The organism is Enterobacter cloacae complex sp. SHL012, assembly GCF_049237505.1.
Classification (GTDB): domain Bacteria; phylum Pseudomonadota; class Gammaproteobacteria; order Enterobacterales; family Enterobacteriaceae; genus Enterobacter; species Enterobacter kobei.
The window spans coordinates 511675-529646 of sequence record NZ_JBMKIZ010000001.1; the positions used below are offsets into that span (position 1 = coordinate 511675).

The 17972-nt window shown below is 58.2% G+C and carries 15 protein-coding genes; 3 read left to right on the forward strand and 12 right to left on the reverse strand.

Going from position 1 to position 17972, the window contains the following annotated elements:
* From ACOTY9_RS02495 to ACOTY9_RS02550, 12 genes are all read right to left on the reverse strand, one after another.
* The gene (locus tag ACOTY9_RS02495; protein ID WP_348565494.1) at nt 1–2025 is read right to left on the reverse strand and encodes a protein-disulfide reductase DsbD family protein; all 2025 of its coding nucleotides are present in this window, start codon (nt 2023–2025) and stop codon (nt 1–3) included.
* A gap of 48 nt (nt 2026–2073) precedes the next feature.
* On the reverse strand, nt 2074–2442 hold the full coding sequence (locus tag ACOTY9_RS02500; RefSeq protein WP_014883880.1) for a hypothetical protein: 369 nt from the start codon (nt 2440–2442) through the stop codon (nt 2074–2076).
* 87 nt (nt 2443–2529) lie between these two features.
* Nucleotides 2530–3090: an RNA polymerase sigma factor gene (locus ACOTY9_RS02505; RefSeq protein WP_080335820.1), complete on the reverse strand. Its 561-nt coding sequence runs from the start codon at nt 3088–3090 to the stop codon at nt 2530–2532.
* A gap of 5 nt (nt 3091–3095) precedes the next feature.
* Entirely contained in the window at nt 3096–3515 is a 420-nt protein-coding gene (locus ACOTY9_RS02510; protein ID WP_045134003.1) for a hypothetical protein, read from the reverse strand.
* A gap of 198 nt (nt 3516–3713) precedes the next feature.
* Nucleotides 3714–5264 (reverse strand): methyl-accepting chemotaxis protein, encoded by a 1551-nt coding sequence (locus ACOTY9_RS02515; RefSeq protein ID WP_348565493.1) that lies wholly within the window; start codon nt 5262–5264, stop codon nt 3714–3716.
* A gap of 89 nt (nt 5265–5353) precedes the next feature.
* A complete protein-coding gene (locus tag ACOTY9_RS02520; RefSeq protein WP_048996764.1) occupies nt 5354–6370 on the reverse strand; it encodes a LacI family DNA-binding transcriptional regulator in 1017 nt (338 codons plus the stop codon).
* 28 nt (nt 6371–6398) lie between these two features.
* Nucleotides 6399–7805 carry a sucrose-6-phosphate hydrolase gene (locus ACOTY9_RS02525; RefSeq protein WP_348565492.1) on the reverse strand — a complete coding sequence of 469 codons (1407 nt, stop codon included), beginning with the start codon at nt 7803–7805 and terminating at the stop codon, nt 6399–6401.
* Nucleotides 7805–9175: a sucrose-specific PTS transporter subunit IIBC gene (locus tag ACOTY9_RS02530; protein WP_014883886.1), complete on the reverse strand. Its 1371-nt coding sequence runs from the start codon at nt 9173–9175 to the stop codon at nt 7805–7807. Before ACOTY9_RS02530 ends, ACOTY9_RS02525 begins: the two co-directional genes overlap by 1 nt.
* A 67-nt stretch (nt 9176–9242) precedes the next feature.
* Nucleotides 9243–10760: a carbohydrate porin gene (locus ACOTY9_RS02535; protein ID WP_014883887.1), complete on the reverse strand. Its 1518-nt coding sequence runs from the start codon at nt 10758–10760 to the stop codon at nt 9243–9245.
* 173 nt (nt 10761–10933) lie between these two features.
* Nucleotides 10934–11824, reverse strand: coding sequence for an aminoimidazole riboside kinase (locus ACOTY9_RS02540; protein ID WP_014883888.1), 891 nt, complete (start codon nt 11822–11824; stop codon nt 10934–10936).
* 89 nt (nt 11825–11913) lie between these two features.
* Nucleotides 11914–13125 carry a diguanylate phosphodiesterase gene (locus tag ACOTY9_RS02545; protein WP_023330455.1) on the reverse strand — a complete coding sequence of 404 codons (1212 nt, stop codon included), beginning with the start codon at nt 13123–13125 and terminating at the stop codon, nt 11914–11916.
* A 90-nt stretch (nt 13126–13215) separates the two neighbouring features.
* Nucleotides 13216–14697, reverse strand: a complete 1482-nt coding sequence (locus tag ACOTY9_RS02550) for an alpha/beta hydrolase (protein WP_348565491.1) — start codon at nt 14695–14697, stop codon at nt 13216–13218.
* A gap of 266 nt (nt 14698–14963) precedes the next feature.
* Here ACOTY9_RS02550 and ACOTY9_RS02555 point away from each other — a divergent pair, with 266 nt between their 5' ends.
* Genes ACOTY9_RS02555 through ACOTY9_RS02565 form a run of 3 tightly spaced genes read left to right on the forward strand, consistent with a single transcriptional unit; the run spans nt 14964 to nt 17954 of the window.
* Nucleotides 14964–15818: a MurR/RpiR family transcriptional regulator gene (locus ACOTY9_RS02555; RefSeq protein ID WP_014883891.1), complete on the forward strand. Its 855-nt coding sequence runs from the start codon at nt 14964–14966 to the stop codon at nt 15816–15818.
* Between the two features lie 12 nt (nt 15819–15830).
* Complete coding sequence (ddpX, locus tag ACOTY9_RS02560; RefSeq protein WP_045133998.1) at nt 15831–16406, forward strand: D-alanyl-D-alanine dipeptidase; 576 nt, start codon at nt 15831–15833, stop codon at nt 16404–16406.
* A 15-nt stretch (nt 16407–16421) separates the two neighbouring features.
* Complete coding sequence (locus ACOTY9_RS02565; protein WP_047624922.1) at nt 16422–17954, forward strand: ABC transporter substrate-binding protein; 1533 nt, start codon at nt 16422–16424, stop codon at nt 17952–17954.
* The last annotated feature ends 18 nt before the right edge of the window (nt 17955–17972 follow it).

Sequence of the window (17972 nt, forward strand, 5' to 3'; positions counted from 1 at the left end):
TTAGCCTTTTGCGTTGTTCAGGGTGGTGACCAGGGTGCGTTTATCCAGCAGCGGCGAGAGGATTTCGCCCTCCGGCAGACCAGGGCCATATACCGCATTAAACGGAATAGCGTAGCGGTTTCGCTTCGCCAGAAAATCCGCGATAAAGACGGACGGCTGGCTCCAGTCACCGCGCAGCGCCACTACGTCCGGCTGACTCAGCGCGGCAATGATGTCTGGCTGATTCAGGACCCGATGCTCGTTAACTTTGCAGGTCACACACCAGTCCGCCGAAATATCCACAAATACCCGTTTCCCCTGAGAAAGCGCCTGCTGGATGGCGTCTTCACTCAGTGGCTGCCACGGGATGGTCTCAGCGATAAGTTGCGCCGGAGCGTCCGGCGGCGAGGTAAACACTCCGCGCAGCTGATACCCGCCAAACGCCGACAGCGCGATGACCACGATCCAGAACAACGGCGAGGAGGTTTGCCCCTTCAATGCGAACAGCACCAGCGCGACAACAATCAGCACCAGCACCACGATCTGACTCACCATTGCCCCCAGATGCAGGCTCAGCAGCGTCGCCAGCCAGAGGCTGGAGGCCAGCATCATCAGGCCCAGGATCGCTTTAAGCGTGTTCATCCAGCGGCCAGGCTTCGGCAGCAGCATGGCCGTTTTGGGTACCAGGGCGACAAACAGCCACGGCAGGCTCATGCCCACGCCGAGCATCAGGAAGATGAGCCACAGGGCGTGCAGCGGCGCGCCAAGAGCAAAGGCAACTGCGGTCCCGAGGAACGGTGCGGAGCACGGCGTGGCCAGCAGCGTGGCGAACATCCCTTCGCAGAAGCTGCCGCCAAGCCCCGCCCCGCCTGCCGTAGCCAGTCGCCCGGTAGCGGCAGAAGGCAGCAGCATCTCAAACGTTCCAAACAGGTTCAGCGCAAACAAGAAGGTCACGGTAACCATCAACCCGATAAACCACGGGTTCTGGAACTGAATGCCCCATCCCAGTGACGCCCCGGCTAGCTTCAGCCCGGTGACCATGGCTGCCAGCAGCATAAAGGAGGTGAGGATCCCGGCGCTGGTTGCCAGGAAGCGCAGCCTGATGACGCGTCTGTCCGAACCCGCCTGCAGAATACTGTTAAGCTTCATCCCCATCACCGGCAGCACGCACGGCATCAGGTTGAGGATCAGCCCGCCCAGCAGGGCAAAGAGCACCATTTTGCCCGTCCCGCCTGGGGCGGAAGGCTCGGCGGGCGTAGCGCCAACGGTCATCGTGGTTTGCTGTGCGTCACTGCCATTGGTCAGCACAAATGACAGCCTCTTGCCTTCCAGCGACGTGGGCTTATCGCCCCATTCGTCGGTGACGGGCACCGTGACCCGAAGCGTATTGCCATCGTGCTTAATGGCCGGCTCGCCGGGCAGAATATCCCCCTCCAGCGGGTCAAAGTAGATCCCCGGATTATCCCATTTCCCGTCGGTCGTTCCCGTCACCACCAGGTTGCCGTCAGAGAGCCAGGCGGACAGATCGGCGGAAACGCCAGACGTGCCCGGCACGGCCTGCATCGCGCGGTCAAAGGCGTGATGGAAACCGTCATCCACCGGCTGCGTAAAATCGAGGTGCAGCGGGTAGTCCGTCAGCAGACAAACGTTACTGCACGTGGAGAGCGTGAGCGTGCCGTCGAGCGTGTCGCCCTTCACGCCGTCGAGCACGATGGGGATCGTGACCTTATCGTGATAGCCCTGCGTGGTCATACCGGAGATATCGAATCGCGACGGTACCGGCCAGGACCAGCTATCCGTAACGCCCTGCGGCCAGGCGATTTTTGGCGCGACGCCACCCTCGCCCGGCGACCGCCAGTAGGTTTTCCAGCCGGGCTTTAGCTCAACGGTGAGTAGGCCTGTAATGTGCGTTTGTTCCCTTTCCGCCTGAAAGCGGATGCGGGCGTGATCGTTTTGTGGGGAGACCAGCCAGCCGGTGTCCGCCGCATGGACAATGCCAATGCAGGACAGCCACAGGAAGACGAATCCCCTGAAGAGGTTAACCATGTTTTACTCCGTGAACAGTGAAAAATTATCGTGTGATGACGATGATTTTCATTCACGGAAAACGCAGTTTTTAAGGTGTATTCGGGGAGGCGGTGCCTGAACGGGCTGTTCCACGGGCGCAAATGCCCGCCCTTGCGTAAACAGCTGCAGCAGCGCGAAGAAGATAATAATGGCCGGTAGCGCGCCGTCGAAGAACAGCGGCTGCGCGCAAAGCAGGGAGTGCGCGCCTAGCTGACAGGGTGAAGGCCCAGACTCCCCGGCGTTGCTTTGCGACGGGGCGTCTGCACTCAGGGCGATCTGCGGCTCCAGTCCCTGTAAAAAATGGTTGAGCATGACCGCACGCTGCACGAGGCAAAGCGCCATCGCGAGACAGGTGACGATCAAAAGCCATTTTCCGAGGAGCTGACGGTTGCGCATAACATTCCAGAGTGACAAGACGCCCCGATCATAAACGATAGTGATGAATCTACAAGTACCGGAAGTGTAAGGTTTTGTCTGAGGCCGCTATTCGCCCGTCAGGGCATCATAGATATCCCGCAACCGCGTGCGCAGAAACAGCACCGCCTTGTGCTTGCGGGATAACAGCGCCTGTTCGCTGGCCCCCGTCTCCTCTGCCAGCATTTTAATGCTGTAGCCGTGAAGCTCGGTCTTTTCAAACACCTCGCGCTGCGGCGGCGGCAGTTCAGACAGGGCCTGCCCCAGCTCTTCCCACAGCAGCGTTTTGAGATACTCCTCTTCCGGCGTCTGCGGGACACCGAACAGGGTTTCGGCCAGCTCGTCCTCCGGGAAGCCCTCCTCCTCTTCATCCGTAAAATAGCCGGAGAGCGACACCTCGCGTTTCTTACGCGCCCGGTCGGTCATCTCGTTACGCGCCGCGCGGAACAGCCAGGCGGCGACGTTTTCGACCGGCTGCTCCACCTTCATCAGCTGATAGGTCACTTCCTGCAAAATGTCGTCGGCATCATCGCGAACGGACGTCCGCCCGCGAATGAAGGCTTTCAGCCGGGCGCGGCAGGCGTTGAGCGCCGACATCAACAGGGATCCGCCCGCCTCTCCGGCTTTCATCTCGCTCACTCTGCGTCCGGCGCTTTTGGCGTAGCGTCATCGCGCTTATCGTCACGATGACCGTGCCAGCCGCAGTGGCCGCGCCCGTGACGACCAAACCCTTCGCGGCGCTGCTGAATAAACGCCTCGCGCTGTTCGGGCGTCATGTTCATCCAGCGCTCGTGCATCCGGCGGTGTGCGCCAAACATGCCGGGACGGAAGCCCAGTCCGCCAAACAGAATGCGGCTCAGCACCAGAATGCCCAGCGCCTGCCAGAAACCAATGGCTTTCACGCCAAGGATTGCCGGGAGCAAGGCGTTCCACAGGGACATCACCAGCAGGCCGAGCAAGATGAAAATCACCGCGCCGATAACCAAACCCTTGCCCATACGGTGGCGACCAAATCCGCGTCCGTGACCTCTGCCGTGCAGTTCAAAATCTCTCATGGTGTTACCTCGTTTATCGTAACTGATTATGGCTTGTGATGAGGTAGACGGATGAGGGAGGGAAATATTTCTGGGGGGAATGAAATAATTTTTACGGATGCGCAATCGCAACGAGTGCCCGGCGGCGCTAACGCTTGCACGGGCCTACAGATTTCGTAGGCCGGGTAAGCGTCAGCGCCACCCGGCAGATTCAAAGAATTACGCCTGCACCGGCAACCTAAAACTCGAAATACTCCGTGAAAGCTGCTGCGCCTGCTCTTCCAGCGAGGCAGCCGCCGCAGCGGACTGCTGCACCAGCGCGGCATTCTGCTGGGTCACGCCGTCCATTTCGGTCACCGCCTGCCCGACCTGGCCGATCCCACGGCTCTGCTCTTCCGAAGCCACGGAGATCTGCTCCATCAGCGTATTCACTTTGTTCACCGATGAAATAATCGAGTCAATCACCTCGCCCGAGCGGTTGACCAGCTCCGCACCGTTTTTCACGCTGGAAACCGACTGCGCAATCAGGCTTTCAATGTCTTTGGCCGCCACCGCGCTTTTCTGCGCGAGGGTGCGCACTTCACTGGCCACTACCGCAAAACCGCGGCCCTGCGTACCGGCGCGCGCCGCTTCCACCGCTGCGTTCAGCGCCAGAATGTTGGTCTGGAAGGCAATGCTGTTAATCACGCTGGTAATGTCTTCGATGCGCTTCGAATTCGCCGCGATGGTATTCATCGTGTCGATCACCTCGCGGGTCACCGCTTCGCCGGTATGGGCATTGTGCACTGCGTCCTGCACCAGTTTTCCGGCCTGATACACGTTATCGGTATTGTTCGCCACCGTCGCGCTCAGCTCTTCCATGCTTGCCGCCGTCTGGGTCAACGCGGAAGCCTGCTGCTCGGTACGTGATGCGAGGTCGATATTGCCGGAGGCAATCTCCTGCGCCGCGTGCGTCACGGTGTGGCTCGCATCGCGCACCTGAGCAATAGTGGCCAGCAGTGCCTGACGCATCTGCTCCATCGAGCCCATCAGGTGGTCGATTTCATTATGCGAACTCCCCTTCACCGGCACCGGAATGTCGAGCTTGCCCGCGGCGATCTGGCTGCAGTGCTCGCGCGCCAGGTTGACCGGCGCAAAGACGAAGCGCTTCATGAAGAGGCTGACGGCAACAATCACCAGCACAAACAGGCAGGCGATAACGGCAATCATCACCAGGCCGGAGACGAAATTACTGCTCGCGTCTTCGTTCAGGCTTTTGGCGTATTTCTGGTGGACGGAAAGGACCTGGTCGAGAACGATTTCGTACTGGCGGTCGAGGCGGGAAACTTCCGGGATCAGCGCGTTAAATTTAGCAACATCTTGTGCCTCAGCGGCATCGATCAGCGGCGCCAGCCCCTGGTTGCGGTAGTTTTGCCAGGCATCCTGATAGGCACTCACCAGCGGCGCTTCATCCGTGAGTCGCGGCGAAGCCATAAAGGCCGCAAAGGCGTGGTCCGCTTTGGTCAGCGCCTCTTTTACTGTAGCAAGCTTCGCCGCCCCGTCTGCCGAGTTGCCCGCTTCCACCATCTTCACATACTCCATCACGCGAACGCGCAGCGTACGGCTATGGTTGATGGGGTCAATAATCGACAGCACAACCTGGATCTCTTTGTTGACGTTATCCAGGGAATTATTACTTTTAATGATGAGGCCAACGCTGGTGACGGTGCTGACCACAAAGAACAAAAGCAGTGAGAACAGGACAATCAGGGATGACTTTTTCAACGACATAAACCAATACCTCAAGGAGAATTATTCCTTATGGTTATCGGCGCATCCAAAACTTAAATTAATTAAAGTTATTGATGTATCGAACGAGGCTATACCGCTGACTTATAGCGCCGCTGCAGGGTGGCATCTAGCTTCCGCTGCAACGGCTGCGGCGTCTCCCCTTCGATCAATTTGCCAATCAGATCAAAGCAATGCCACGCCAGCTGGCGATTGTCCTGGCGAATGGTATCCACGGGGATCGTCAGCGAATCGTAGAGATAGTGATCGTCAAAGCTGGCTAATCTGATATCACTTTGCATCAGGTTATGTTGACCCATATAGCGCAGTACCCCTTCCAGCAGCCCGCAGGCGGCGGTGAACAGGGCTTTCGGTGGGCGCCCCAGACGGGCGCAGAGTTCGGCGAACATTTCGTAGCCGGAGCTCGGGTGGTAGTTGCCGTGAATGATCCACTCGGGGCGCAGTTCCACACCGGCCGCTCGCAGACCTTGCTTAAACCCTTCCAGACGGTCGCGAGTCGGAGAAAGGCGCGGCTGTCCGCCCAGAAAATAGAATTCATCCGGATGCTGGCGGGCAATATCCGCCACCAGTTCCGTCGTTGGGGTGATGGAATCGGTGATCACCAGCGGCAACGTGCTGTCGTTCATATGGCGATCAAAAAGCACCACGGGCAGCTGCTCGCTGAGTTTCAGGTAGTCCGCATCATTAAGCATGCTGGAGGCGACAATCAGTCCGTCGACCTGACGCGCCACCATGTTATTGACGACCACCGTCTCCTGCCCCGGATTTTCATCGCTACAGGAGATCAGCAGCTGGACACCCGCCTCGCGGCACAGCGTTTCCAGCTCGTGAGAAAAGACGGCAAAGCCGTAGTTGGTGATCTCCGGCACCACCAGACCAATGGTGTGGCTACGGTTATCGCGCAGTGACCGGGCGTGAATGCTGGGCTGATAGTGGTGCTCTTTCGCAATCGCCAGCACGCGTTCACGCGTCTCTTCCGCCACGCGAAGCTCTTTGCTGCGCCCGTTCAGGACCAGGCTGGCGGTGGCTTTTGACACACCCGCCAGCTCCGCGATGTCTTTAATGGTGACGCGTTTTGTTTTTCTCACAACGACTTAGATCCGGCTGCCAAAACCCTCATTCTATCATGCAGGCGCGCAGCGACCAGTAGCGTAATGTGATATCGGACGCACCTTCGAAGCGCACCCAGGCCGGATGGTCAGGAAAATAGCGGCTGCTCATCACCCCTTCGCCATGATTGATGAAAATTTCAACGCTGGAGCGGTCGCACAGGACGTGTAAATGGTGGACGTCCCCCTGCCAATAGCGGGTCAACGTCTCACCAGTTTTCAGGCTCGCGCGTTCCAGCCGCACGCCCTGCTCATCAACCGTGAGGCGCAGCGCGCCCGCAAAATCGACGTTCACCTGCGAAGCGCTTAACTCAAACTCCAGTCGCGCGGCATCCAGAACGGGCGCATCGCTGGCACGTCCCTGCCAGTGCTGCTCCTCTTCACGCAGCGCCGCCAGCTCACGCACCGGAGTCTGCCAGAGCTTGCCGTCGCGATACTGCAATTCGCGCGGGCAGGTCATCTGGTGCATCCAGCCGTGCGACCGCGTCGGCTGAAGCATCTCTTCCCCGTCCGGTACGCCCATCCAGCCAATCAGAATGCGTCGTCCATCTTCCGCCAGCGTCGTTTGCGGGGCGTAAAACTCAAAGCCCGCGTCAAGCTCGTGCAGCTCGCCGTGCGCAAACGTGCCGCGTTCATAGCTAAACGCCCCACTCATCCAGGCGGCCGGATAGGTGTTGAGATAGCGATACGGCTCGCGCGCCAGCCCCTGCGGACAGCAAATCAACACGTGCGTACCGTCGAGCGCGAACAGGTCCGGGCACTCCCACATATAACCTGCGTCCTTCAGGCCGTTGACCCCGTGACCAGCGATTTCACCGCAGGAAGCCCAGGCATGTAAATCAGCGGATTTAAACAGCAGCACTTTGCCGCGCTTTTGCAGATCCTGCGCGCCCAGCACCATGTACCACAGCCCGTCGTGTTGCCACACTTTCGGGTCACGCACGTGACCGGTGTAGCCCCCCGGCAGCGCCAGCACCGGCCCCTGCTTTTTAAAGGTGCCGTCCGGCTGTTCCTCGGCCAGGCACTGCCAGGCGGTACGGCTGCCGTCATCGAACTTCACGTTGCCGGTATAGCACAGCGTCAGCACGCCCTGGTTATCCACGGCGCTACCGGAGTAGCAGCCGTTGCGGTCATACTCTTCGTCGGGCATCAGCGCCAGCGGCTCATGCTGCCAGTGGACCAGGTCCGCAGAACTCCAGTGCCCCCAGCATTTAAAACGATGCTCACAGTCCAGCGGATTCCACTGATAGAACAGATGGTAGCGACCGGCAAACCAGATAAACCCGTTGGGATCGTTCATCAGCCCCGTCACCGGCGCGGCGTGCCATTGCGGATAATGGCTGTCAGCCTGCGCGCGCGGCTGCCCTTTCATAACGGCCTGCAGAATCGCAGGCCAGCGGGAAGGTAACGTCATTATTCAGAGTCCGTTTTATATTTCAGCAGCAGCGAGACGGTAAACGCCACGCCGAAGGCAATCACCATGCCGATAATATAGTTGAGCAGCGAGCTGGCCTGCACGATGGCCATACCCGGAATGGCGGTCAACCCGACGGCAGTCATGTAGACATGCACAGAGACCACCCAGGCGCCCCCCACCGCGCCACCAATCAACGCGGCAATAAACGGCTTAACGAAACGCAGGTTGATACCAAAAATGGCCGCCTCGGTGATGCCCAGCATCGCAGAGAACGCCGACGGTAACGTAATGGCTTTGATTTTGGCATCGTTGGTTTTGAACCACACCGCCAGACAGGCTCCGCCCTGCGCCACGTTCGCCATGGCCCAGATCGGCAGCAGGAAGTTCACGCCAATCGACGGGTTGCCCAGCAGCCCCGCTTCAATCGCGTGGAAGCTGTGGTGAATACCGGTGATCACAATCACCGAATACAGTCCGCCAAACAGCAGCCCGGCCAGCCAGCCCGCGTGGGCGATAAGCGTGCTCAGGATAAAGGAGATACCATCCCCTAAGGCGCGTCCCGCCGGACCAATAATCAGCAAGGCGATAAAGCCAGAGATCACAACGGTGAGGAACGGCGTCAGGATCAGGTCCAGCGCATCCGGAATCACGCGGCGCAGGTTTTTCTCCACGATGCTCATAAACCAGACGGCCAGCAGCACCGGAAATACCGTGCCCTGGTAGCCAATCATCGCGATCTCCAGGCCGAAGAAGTTCATGGTGTGGAAACCGGACGCCACGCCCCAGGCGTTAGTCAGCGCCGGATGGGTCAGGATGCCGCCCAGCGTCGCGCCCAGGTACGGGTTACCTCCAAACTCCCTCGCGGCGGTAAAGCCGATCAGGATCGGCAGAATGATAAACGCCGCCGAACTGCACATGTCCAGCATGATATAGATAGCGTTGTCCGCATTGACCCAGCCGTAGGTTTTCACCATGCCGAGCAGGCCCATCAGCAGGCCGGACGCCACAATCGCGGGAATGATCGGCACAAAGATATTGGAGAGCAGACGCGCAATGCGCTGGAACGGGTTCAGCTTGCGCGCCGCCAGGTCCGCCGCCTCAGACTTGCTGGACTCGCTAATCCCCGCCGCCTGAATAAACGCGGCGTAGACTTTATTCACCACGCCCGTACCAAAAATCACCTGCATCTGCCCGGCGTTACGGAAACAGCCTTTAACGCCGTCGACCTTGCCGATCGCCTGCTGATCGGCCAGCGCGTCATCAACCAGCACCAGACGAAGACGCGTTGCGCAGTGCGCCGCGCTGGCGATATTTTCCTTGCCACCCAGCAGCGGAATAAGCTCGCGGGCGATTTGATTAAAATCCATAGATACCTCTGCCTGACTTCTTTTTTATGATGTGCGAAACGCCCCCGCCAGGCGGGAGCGTGATGGGTTAAAACCAGGTTTCCATCTGGACCCCAAAGTTCCATTCCCCGCCGGCGTTGAAACCGCTGCTGCCAAAGGCATCATCGGTGGCGTAATTATCCAGTTTGCTGCTCCAGTCCATCCAGGTGGCGAACAGGCGAAGCTCCGGGCGGCTGAAGAAATCGCCGATTTTGCTCGCTTTTAACGTCGGAGCAAAGGTCAGCTTGTAGAAACTGCCGTTGACGGCGTTTCGGTCTTTATAACCTTCCGGGTTTAAGTCCATGTACTGATAGCTTCCCTCAAACGCCAGCGCGAAATTCTGGGTCACCTCTTTAATCAGGCGGGTGTTGAGCGTGACCCACTCATAGCTGTCGCCTTTGACGTAGCGATCTTTACTGCTCTGCGCCAGGATGGCAGGCGCAATGCTCCAGCCACCGCCAATTGGCGTGACACCGTAACTTGCAAAGCGCCAGGTATCCGCCTCGGACAGCAGTGCGCCATCCGAGCCGATGCTTTTCACTTCCGCCCCCAGCCCGTGACCATACAGCAGCGCGGTTTTGGCCGTCCCCTCCCGCAGGCCGTAGAAGCTCTCGTTGTGCAAGCCCACCAGGGCATGAACGCCCGTGTTAGCGGCATCCGTTTTGATGAGATCGCCGTTCGCGTCTTTACGATCGTCATTATCTTTAGCCCGCAGGCCGCTCACCATCAGCTGGAGCGGCCCGGCGAAGTGGTTCATGCTGAGGATATAGTTCTGAACGTTATTGTCGGTTTGCTCCACGCTGCCGAAGTTGCGTCCATAGAGGGAGAAGTTACTGCGCAGCGAATCGTTCCATTTCACGTCGTAGACGCCACCACCGGTACCGGCCAGGAACACCACGTCGGAATCCAGCCAGTGAATATCAAAGTTATCGCGGTCGAAGCGTTTACCTGCCCAGAATGTACTGCCCTTCAGCGCGCCGGTGAAATCAGGGAGATTGCCCAGCTCCGCAAAGGCCTGACGAATATTGAGATCGCTGGTATCAGCTGACCAGTCGTTATAGGTTCTCTGGCCGTCGGCCAGCATCGCTTTAAAGCGCGTCGTCGCCCCGTTATCCAGGGTCTGTTTGTGCTCCAGGTTCAGCTCAACGTAGGTGTCGGCTTCATTACCCAGACGCCCTACTGCACCACCGGTTTCGCCGGCTGGGGTCAGATACGGACCGCTTTTGCTGCTGGAGGCCGCGTCATTCATCAGCAGGCCGGAACGAGCGTAGCCGTGGAACTCAAACCCGCTGCTTTGATCCGCTTTCTTCTCCAGCGCAGTGGTGCGCTGCGCCACCGCCTGGGTTGTCGACTGCGTCTGCTGCTGCGCGGCAACGAGCTGCTGCGTTTTTTGTTCTGCTTCCGTGGCGCGTTTCTCCGCCCTCTGCGCGCGCGTCTCTGCGTCCTGAAGGCGTTGTTCCATTGCGGCAAGCCGCGCTTCGATACTTGTCATATCCGTTTGGGCAAAAACAGAGGTACTTCCGGCCAGCATGCCTATCATCACGGCAAGTCTGCGTTTTTTATACATTTTGTCGCATCCCTCAAAGAAGTCATTAAACGTGCTAAATTGCTAAACCGGTTTAGGTTGCTGATACTAAACTGGTGAATTTTGGATCGGCAATCTTTTTTGCTAAACCGTTTTAGTAAGTGTGATCGGGGCGACAATTCAGGCCGTCGACCGACGGCCTGTAAAGGGAGCAATTACAGCTCGTGCTGCCAGGGCAAGGCGGTCATCGCCCCTTTCGCGGTGGTGGCTAGCGCGCCGCAGCGCTGGGCTAAGGTGATGGCGGGAACCAGTTCAAGACCGGCGGCCAGCCCGTAGAGCAGACCGGCGACGAAGGCATCCCCCGCGCCGGTGGTATCTACACACTTAACCGGGGTTGCCGGATAGTGGTTCACGGTGCCTTCATGCCAGGCAATAACGCCCTCTTTACCCTGCGTGACGAGCACCCGCCGCGCCGGACAGCGGCGCATGAGTGCAGCCAGACCGGCGTGCACCTGCTCCTCACCGGTTAAAAATGCCAGTTCCTCGACGGAGAGTTTCACCACATCAGCACGTTGCAGCGCCTCTTCAAGGCTGCGTCGAAGTGCGGTTTCATCCGGCCAGAGATCCGGGCGTATATTGGGGTCAAAACTGACGTAACCGCCCGCCTTCCTGATGGCATCCATCGCCTGAAAGGCCGCACTGCGGCTGGGTTCAGCGCTTAGCGCGATGGAGCAGACGTGCAGCCATTCACCCTGGCTGAAGGTAGGCAGATCGGCAGGTTCCAGAAACAGATCGGCGCTCGGGCGCACCATAAAGGTAAACGAACGTTCGCCCTGTTCGTCGAGATCGACCACCACCGTTGAGGTGCGGTGTGCCGGGTCAAGGCGCATCCACTGCACATCGACCCGCTCGTCAGCCAGTGTGTGAGCCATAAAGCGCCCGAAAGGATCGTCTCCAACTCTGCCGATAAACGCGCTACGCCCCCCCAGGCGGGCAATACCGACCGCAACGTTTGCCGGGGCGCCACCCGGACATTGCAGTAATCTCCCTTCTCCATCAGGCAGCAGATCCACCACCGCATCACCCAGTACCCAGATTTTTTCCATGTGAACCTCGAAGCTAAACTATGTTAAACCGTTTTAGCTATTTAAGCACAGGCAGGACGACGGGGAAATAACGCGAGTGGAAAATTGCCTTAACGCACCAGGTGCGGCCAGTGAATATCTCCGACGCCGTTAAGCAGCGGGCGGGCAAACAGGAAGCCCTGGAAGCGGCGGATCCCGGCAGATTCGAGCCAGCACCACTCCTCTATTTTCTCGATACCTTCCGCCACCAGGGTGATTTCGAGATCGGAGCAGCAGCTAATAATCGAGCGTACAATCGCCTGTTTCGGACCGCTCAGGTGAATATCGCTGATAATCTCCCGGTCAATCTTAATTTTATCCGGCTGGAAGCGCGTCAGCAGAGAGAGACCGGCATAGCCGGAACCAAAATCATCAATCGCCATGCCAACCCCCTCACCGCGAAGTTGTTTAATGGCGCTGTTGAACTGATTCAGTCCGGATATCATCTCGTTTTCAGTGATTTCCAGCACCACCTGCTCTGGCTGAAGCCCGTGTTTTTTAATCTCACCGACCAGAAATTCCACTGCGCCAGGGACATTCACCAGCGACATCGGCAACAGGTTGACCGCAATTTTGTGGCTGCCAATCCCCAGCTTTTCCGCCAGCGCAAAGGCATAGGCTTTCGTCTGGAGATCGACCTGATAGAGGGTGTCCGGGTCAAGGGCGCGGAAGAACTGGTCCGGACTGCCGCCGTCATTGCTGCGGATAAGAGCTTCAAGGGAGCTGATCTTGCCTTCCGAAGGCTCAACAATCGGTTGAAGCGCAAATTGACAGGTTTGCGCGGCAATCAGGCCCAGAGACTCGCCAAAGGGTAAGGTTTCGGGTTCAAGCGCCCACTTTGCCGGATCGTAACGTCCACCCGACGGGTTCGGACGCTTATCTGTAATAAACGTCTGAATAAATTTGAATACGCGGTCATCGGAGGCCAGGTAACTGTCGAGTTTGCTGTAACGCAGCACCGATTGCAGCACCTCTTTCGGCGACTGCGTCTGCAGATCGAACAGCAGCATCCCGACGTTTTCGAATCGTCTGCGCGGGCCATAATCCCGCATCAGTTCAACCACTCCGCTGTGCCGCTTGTCATCACGGATTTTATTGAAGAGCCTGACCACGCCCTCTTCGGAACCTTCAAGAATTTGCAGAACGTCATCCCCTTTAGAGAGGAGCACACCGGTTATATTCAGCTTCGCGTTACGGCGTCTGGCGCGCTCCACCACCTCCCGGAGTTCGGTTGACGGGTGGGATAAATTCAACTGGCTTCGGTAAATGAGAGTCGTCAGCACAAAACGGGTTCCGATGAGAGAGGTGCCTTGAAGGTATTATTTAACATACTTAATCATTGCGACCTAACATATTCACACAACAGAAGAACGTTACTTTTTCTCATCCCCGATTCGGCTGTTGATCCTCTCCTCCATGTAGCCGTAGAACGGGTTTGAGGTGACCCGCATAAGCGCCTCTTTCCCGACGCTCAACACAGAGGTTTCCCCCCAGAGCGCTATCGTCCCCAGGCTAATGCCGTAGCGGTTTTTCACGTCAGGCTCCCGGCCATAGAGATCGTCATCCTGCGGGAACGGCACCGCAACGTGCGACAGGGAATAGACATCCTGCGGCCAGGACTGCCCAAGCGGCACGACCGTCTCGTGAGTGCTTCCTGCCGGCGTGATTTTCGCTACCGTTGAGAAACTGTGTTCATTCGCATTGGTAATAACCGTGACAGTGTAACGTCGATCGACAGTAGGCAGCAGCGCTGAGGTGGCCGTCCAGGACGAGGGCTTGAACAGCGGACGGAAGCTCGCCGCCTGGTTGATATCAAATACCACCAGCTCGCTGCCATTTGCCGGAAGCTGATCAAACAAGCCGCTCACCACCGCGCGGGTGCTGACGGTGGAATCCATCACCGACTGGAATGCCAGAACCGGCGGCAGCGTTGCCAGCCTGTTTTCCCGCGCCTCCCGGCCAATCTGCTCCTGCAGCGCCTTCGTCAACAGCCACGACTGGCGGGCGGCGTTCACCGGGAACGAGTTGTATTTATACGGGTTATATTCCGGGGAAATATTCAGCCACGCCGCTTTGGCAAACGCCGGGAGCAGCGCCGGTAACCCGGCGAAACCGGCGAATCGCGCGAATGCCGTCACGCCGATCATCGGCGACAGCAGCACCAGTTGCTGCGGCTTACGCAGCGATGGCACGTCAAGTGCATCGAGGGCATATTTCATCGCCAGCGCCCCGCCGTTGGAATAGCCCACCAGATGCAGGGGCACATTTTCTCCCGCCAGACGCGTCGCTTCCCGAACGGCAAGGCGCGTCGCCGCCAGCCACATCTCCCAGTCAACGTCCGTCAGCGCGCCAGGCGCGGTGCCGTGTCCGGGCAGGCGCGGAACCACGGCCACAAAGCCGTGGGCCTGATAATTCTGAGCAAGATGTCTGACGCTATAGGGTGAATCCGTCAGTCCATGGAGCAACACCACCGCGCCGCGCGGCTTTCCGGCTGGCATGAGTACAAAAGAGCGGTTGGCATCCGGTGAAAACTGACCCGGCCAGACCAGGCTCTGGCGGTAATAGCGGTTTAGCGGCGTTTGTTCCTCATGCTCTGTTTTTGCCGTCACCGCGGTATTAAGATCGGCGAAAATGGCATTTTCGCGGGCAACATACCCGGCAAAGTCGGCGCCATCGAGCTCGCGTAGGGACATCTCATCTGCCCGCCAGGTATGCCAGAGATGCAGTTCAGGCCCCTGCTGCGAGAGATAGACCCGCACTGCCAACAGGACGACCAGTACGATCCCCACCACCATCGCTATTTTCTTAACAAGCACCATCAGATGCTCGCTGACTCGCCAGGGCCAATTCGCCATGCCGGGATCCCTTTCATGTCTACTGTGTTTCTATCTTATCAAAAATGTGAACGGGCTGACGTATTCACCAAATTCATACGTGCAGATTCTGTCACTGCACCAAAAGTGAACTACGCTGCACAAATGTTGATCATCCGTTAACTAAATATTGCATGAAGTTTACAGCAGAGCAGGCATTCCCTCGCCTGTGTCCCTGGCACGCGTCATGCATTGTTAACGAGGTAACACAAGATCGGCTTTTGACAGCGTGTTAACAGCGAGGCGGTATGACGACGAAACCTGAGATGTTGAGCCGTATCGAAACGATGTTTAGCCAGTTCACGCCCAGCGAAAAACGGGTCGGAAGCTGGTTGCTTGCCCACGCCGCGCAGATACCGTTTGAAACGGCTGAAAGCGTCGGTCAGGCGAGCGGGACGAGCGGGATCACCGTGGGACGCTTTCTGCGCAAGCTGGGCTACCGCAACCTGGAGGATGTCAAAAAGAGCCTGCGCGATCCGTATCAGCCCTGGGGTATGAACGAACGTCTGGACTCCTGGCAACAGCAGCGCCCCCTGCCCAACCGCCTTCAGCACGCCCTTTCGCTGGAAGTGGACGCCATCACGCAGGTGTATCAGCTCGCGCAAACGGACGTCTTCCGCCAGGTCGTACACAACCTGGCCCATGCGGATGCGGTGTTTGTGCTGGGGATCCAGTCCACCCGCGGGATCGCCAACGCCTTCTTCAGCCACCTTGAGTACCTGCGCCCGCGCGTGAGCTATTCGGAGGGGGCATCCGGAAGCTGGGTGGAATCCCTCAACTCGGGGTTTTCGCACCCTTATGTCGTGCTGACCGATACGCGCGCCTACTCCGCGATGGCCCGCCAGTACTGCCGCGTCGCGAGCGAAAAAGGCATTCCGCTGGCCTTAATCACCGACATCTGGTGTCCGTGGGCGCGGGATTATCCGATGGACTTACTGCAGGTGAAAACCGATACCGGTCATTTCTGGGATTCACTTGCCCCCGTGAGCTGTTTGTTCAACCTGCTGCTGTCGGGCGTGGTGGAAGCGTTGGGTGATGCGCTCCCGGCACGTCTGGCGGTAAACCGGCAATTACAACAAGAGTTTGGTCAATTCGAACGCTAAAGGAGCGGAGCTATGCCCGAAGAGAGTGAACTGATTGATGTGGCGAAGACATTTCCCACGCTGCATATCGATCTGAAGTACGCCACTGCCGACAACATCACCGGTCGCCCGATCTACCAAGAGGCGCTGTGCCTGCTGCATACCGACGCCGCCACCGCGCTGGCAAAAGCCATCAGCATTGCCACGCTGGCCGGGCTGAAGCTGGTGGTGTACGACGCCTACCGACCGCAGCAGGCGCAGGCCCAGCTGTGGGATGCCTGCCCGAACCCGGAATATGTGGTCGACGTGGCGATTGGCTCCAATCACAGTCGCGGCACGGCCATCGACGTCACGCTGATGGACGAACACAATACCGTGCTGGATATGGGCGCCGGTTTTGACGAAATGCACGACCGCTCGCATCCGTATCACCCTTCCGTACCGCCGCACGCCCAGCGCAACCGTCTGCTGCTGAATGCCATCATGTTCGGTGGCGGTTTTGTCGGTATCAGCAGCGAATGGTGGCACTTTGAACTGCCGAACGCCACCAGCTACCCGCTGCTTGATGACCGTTTTGCCTGTTTTCCCCTGATGCACACCCCTCTTTAAACCTGGAGCACTGCCATGAAAACATCGCTTCTCACGACCCTGATCGCCGCCACGCTGGTAATGAACGCTCCGCTGGCGCTGGCTGCCGTCCCGAAAGACATGCTGGTGATTGGTAAAGCCGCCGACCCGCAAACGCTCGACCCTGCCATCACCATTGATAACAACGACTGGACCGTCACCTATCCGTCCTATCAGCGTCTGGTCAAGTACAAGCCAGGCTCTACCGAGGTGGAAGGCGATCTCTCGACAGGCTGGAAAGCGTCCGACGACCAGAAAGAGTGGACCTTTACCCTGGCGGATAACGCGAAATTCTCCGACGGCACGCCGGTCACCGCCGACGCGGTAAAACGCTCTTTTGAACGCCTGCTGAAGCTCGGCCAGGGGCCGTCTGAAGCCTTCCCGAAAGATCTGAAAATTGATGCGGTAGATGACCATACGGTGAAATTCACCCTCAGCCAGCCGTTTGCCCCCTTCCTTTACACGCTGGCAAATGACGGGGCATCCATCATTAACCCGGCAGTGCTGAAGGAAAATGCCGCGGACGATGCGCGCGGTTTCCTGGCGCAAAACACCGCCGGTTCCGGGCCGTTTATGCTCAAAAGCTGGCAGAAAGGCCAGCAGCTGGTGCTGGTGCCTAACCCACACTGGCAGGGTGAAAAACCGCACTTTAAGCGTGTATCGGTAAAAATTATCGGAGAGAGCGCCTCCCGCCGATTGCAGCTTTCCCGCGGCGATCTGGACATTGCCGACTCCCTGCCGGTCGATCAGCTCTCGGCCCTGAAGCAGGAAGGAAAAGTCGCCGTCGCGGAATACCCGTCCCTGCGCGTGACCTATCTCTACCTCAACAACAGCAAAGCGCCGCTCAATCAGGTGGATTTACGTCGAGCCATTTCATGGGCGACGGACTACCAGGGCATGGTGAAGGGCATTCTGAGCGGCAACGGCAAGCAGATGCGCGGCCCGATCCCTGAAGGCATGTGGGGCTTTGACGCCACGGCAATGCAGTACAGCTATGATGAGGCCAAAGCGAAAGCGGCGCTGGAGAAGGTCAAAGACAAGCCCGCCAGCCTGACCTTCCTTTACTCGGATAACGATCCGAACTGGGAGCCTATCGCCCTCTCAACCCAGGCCAGCCTCGGCAAGATCGGCATTAACGTCAAGCTGGAGAAACTGGCGAACGCCACCATGCGCGACCGCGTCGGTAAAGGCGATTACGACATTGCAATCGGTAACTGGAGCCCGGACTTTGCCGACCCCTATATGTTCATGAACTACTGGTTCGAATCAGACAAAAAAGGGCTGCCGGGCAACCGTTCATTCTATGAAAACAAAGAGGTCGACTCGCTGCTGCAGGCCGCGCTGAAAACCACCGATCAGGCAGAACGCACCAAAGATTACCAGCAGGCGCAAAAAGTGGTGATTGACGAGGCGGCCTACGTTTATCTGTTCCAGAAGAACTATCAGCTGGCGATGAACAAAGAGGTTAAAGGCTTCACCTTTAATCCGATGCTTGAGCAGGTGTTCAACATCGCCACCATGAGTAAATAACGAATTCGCCGGGGGAAA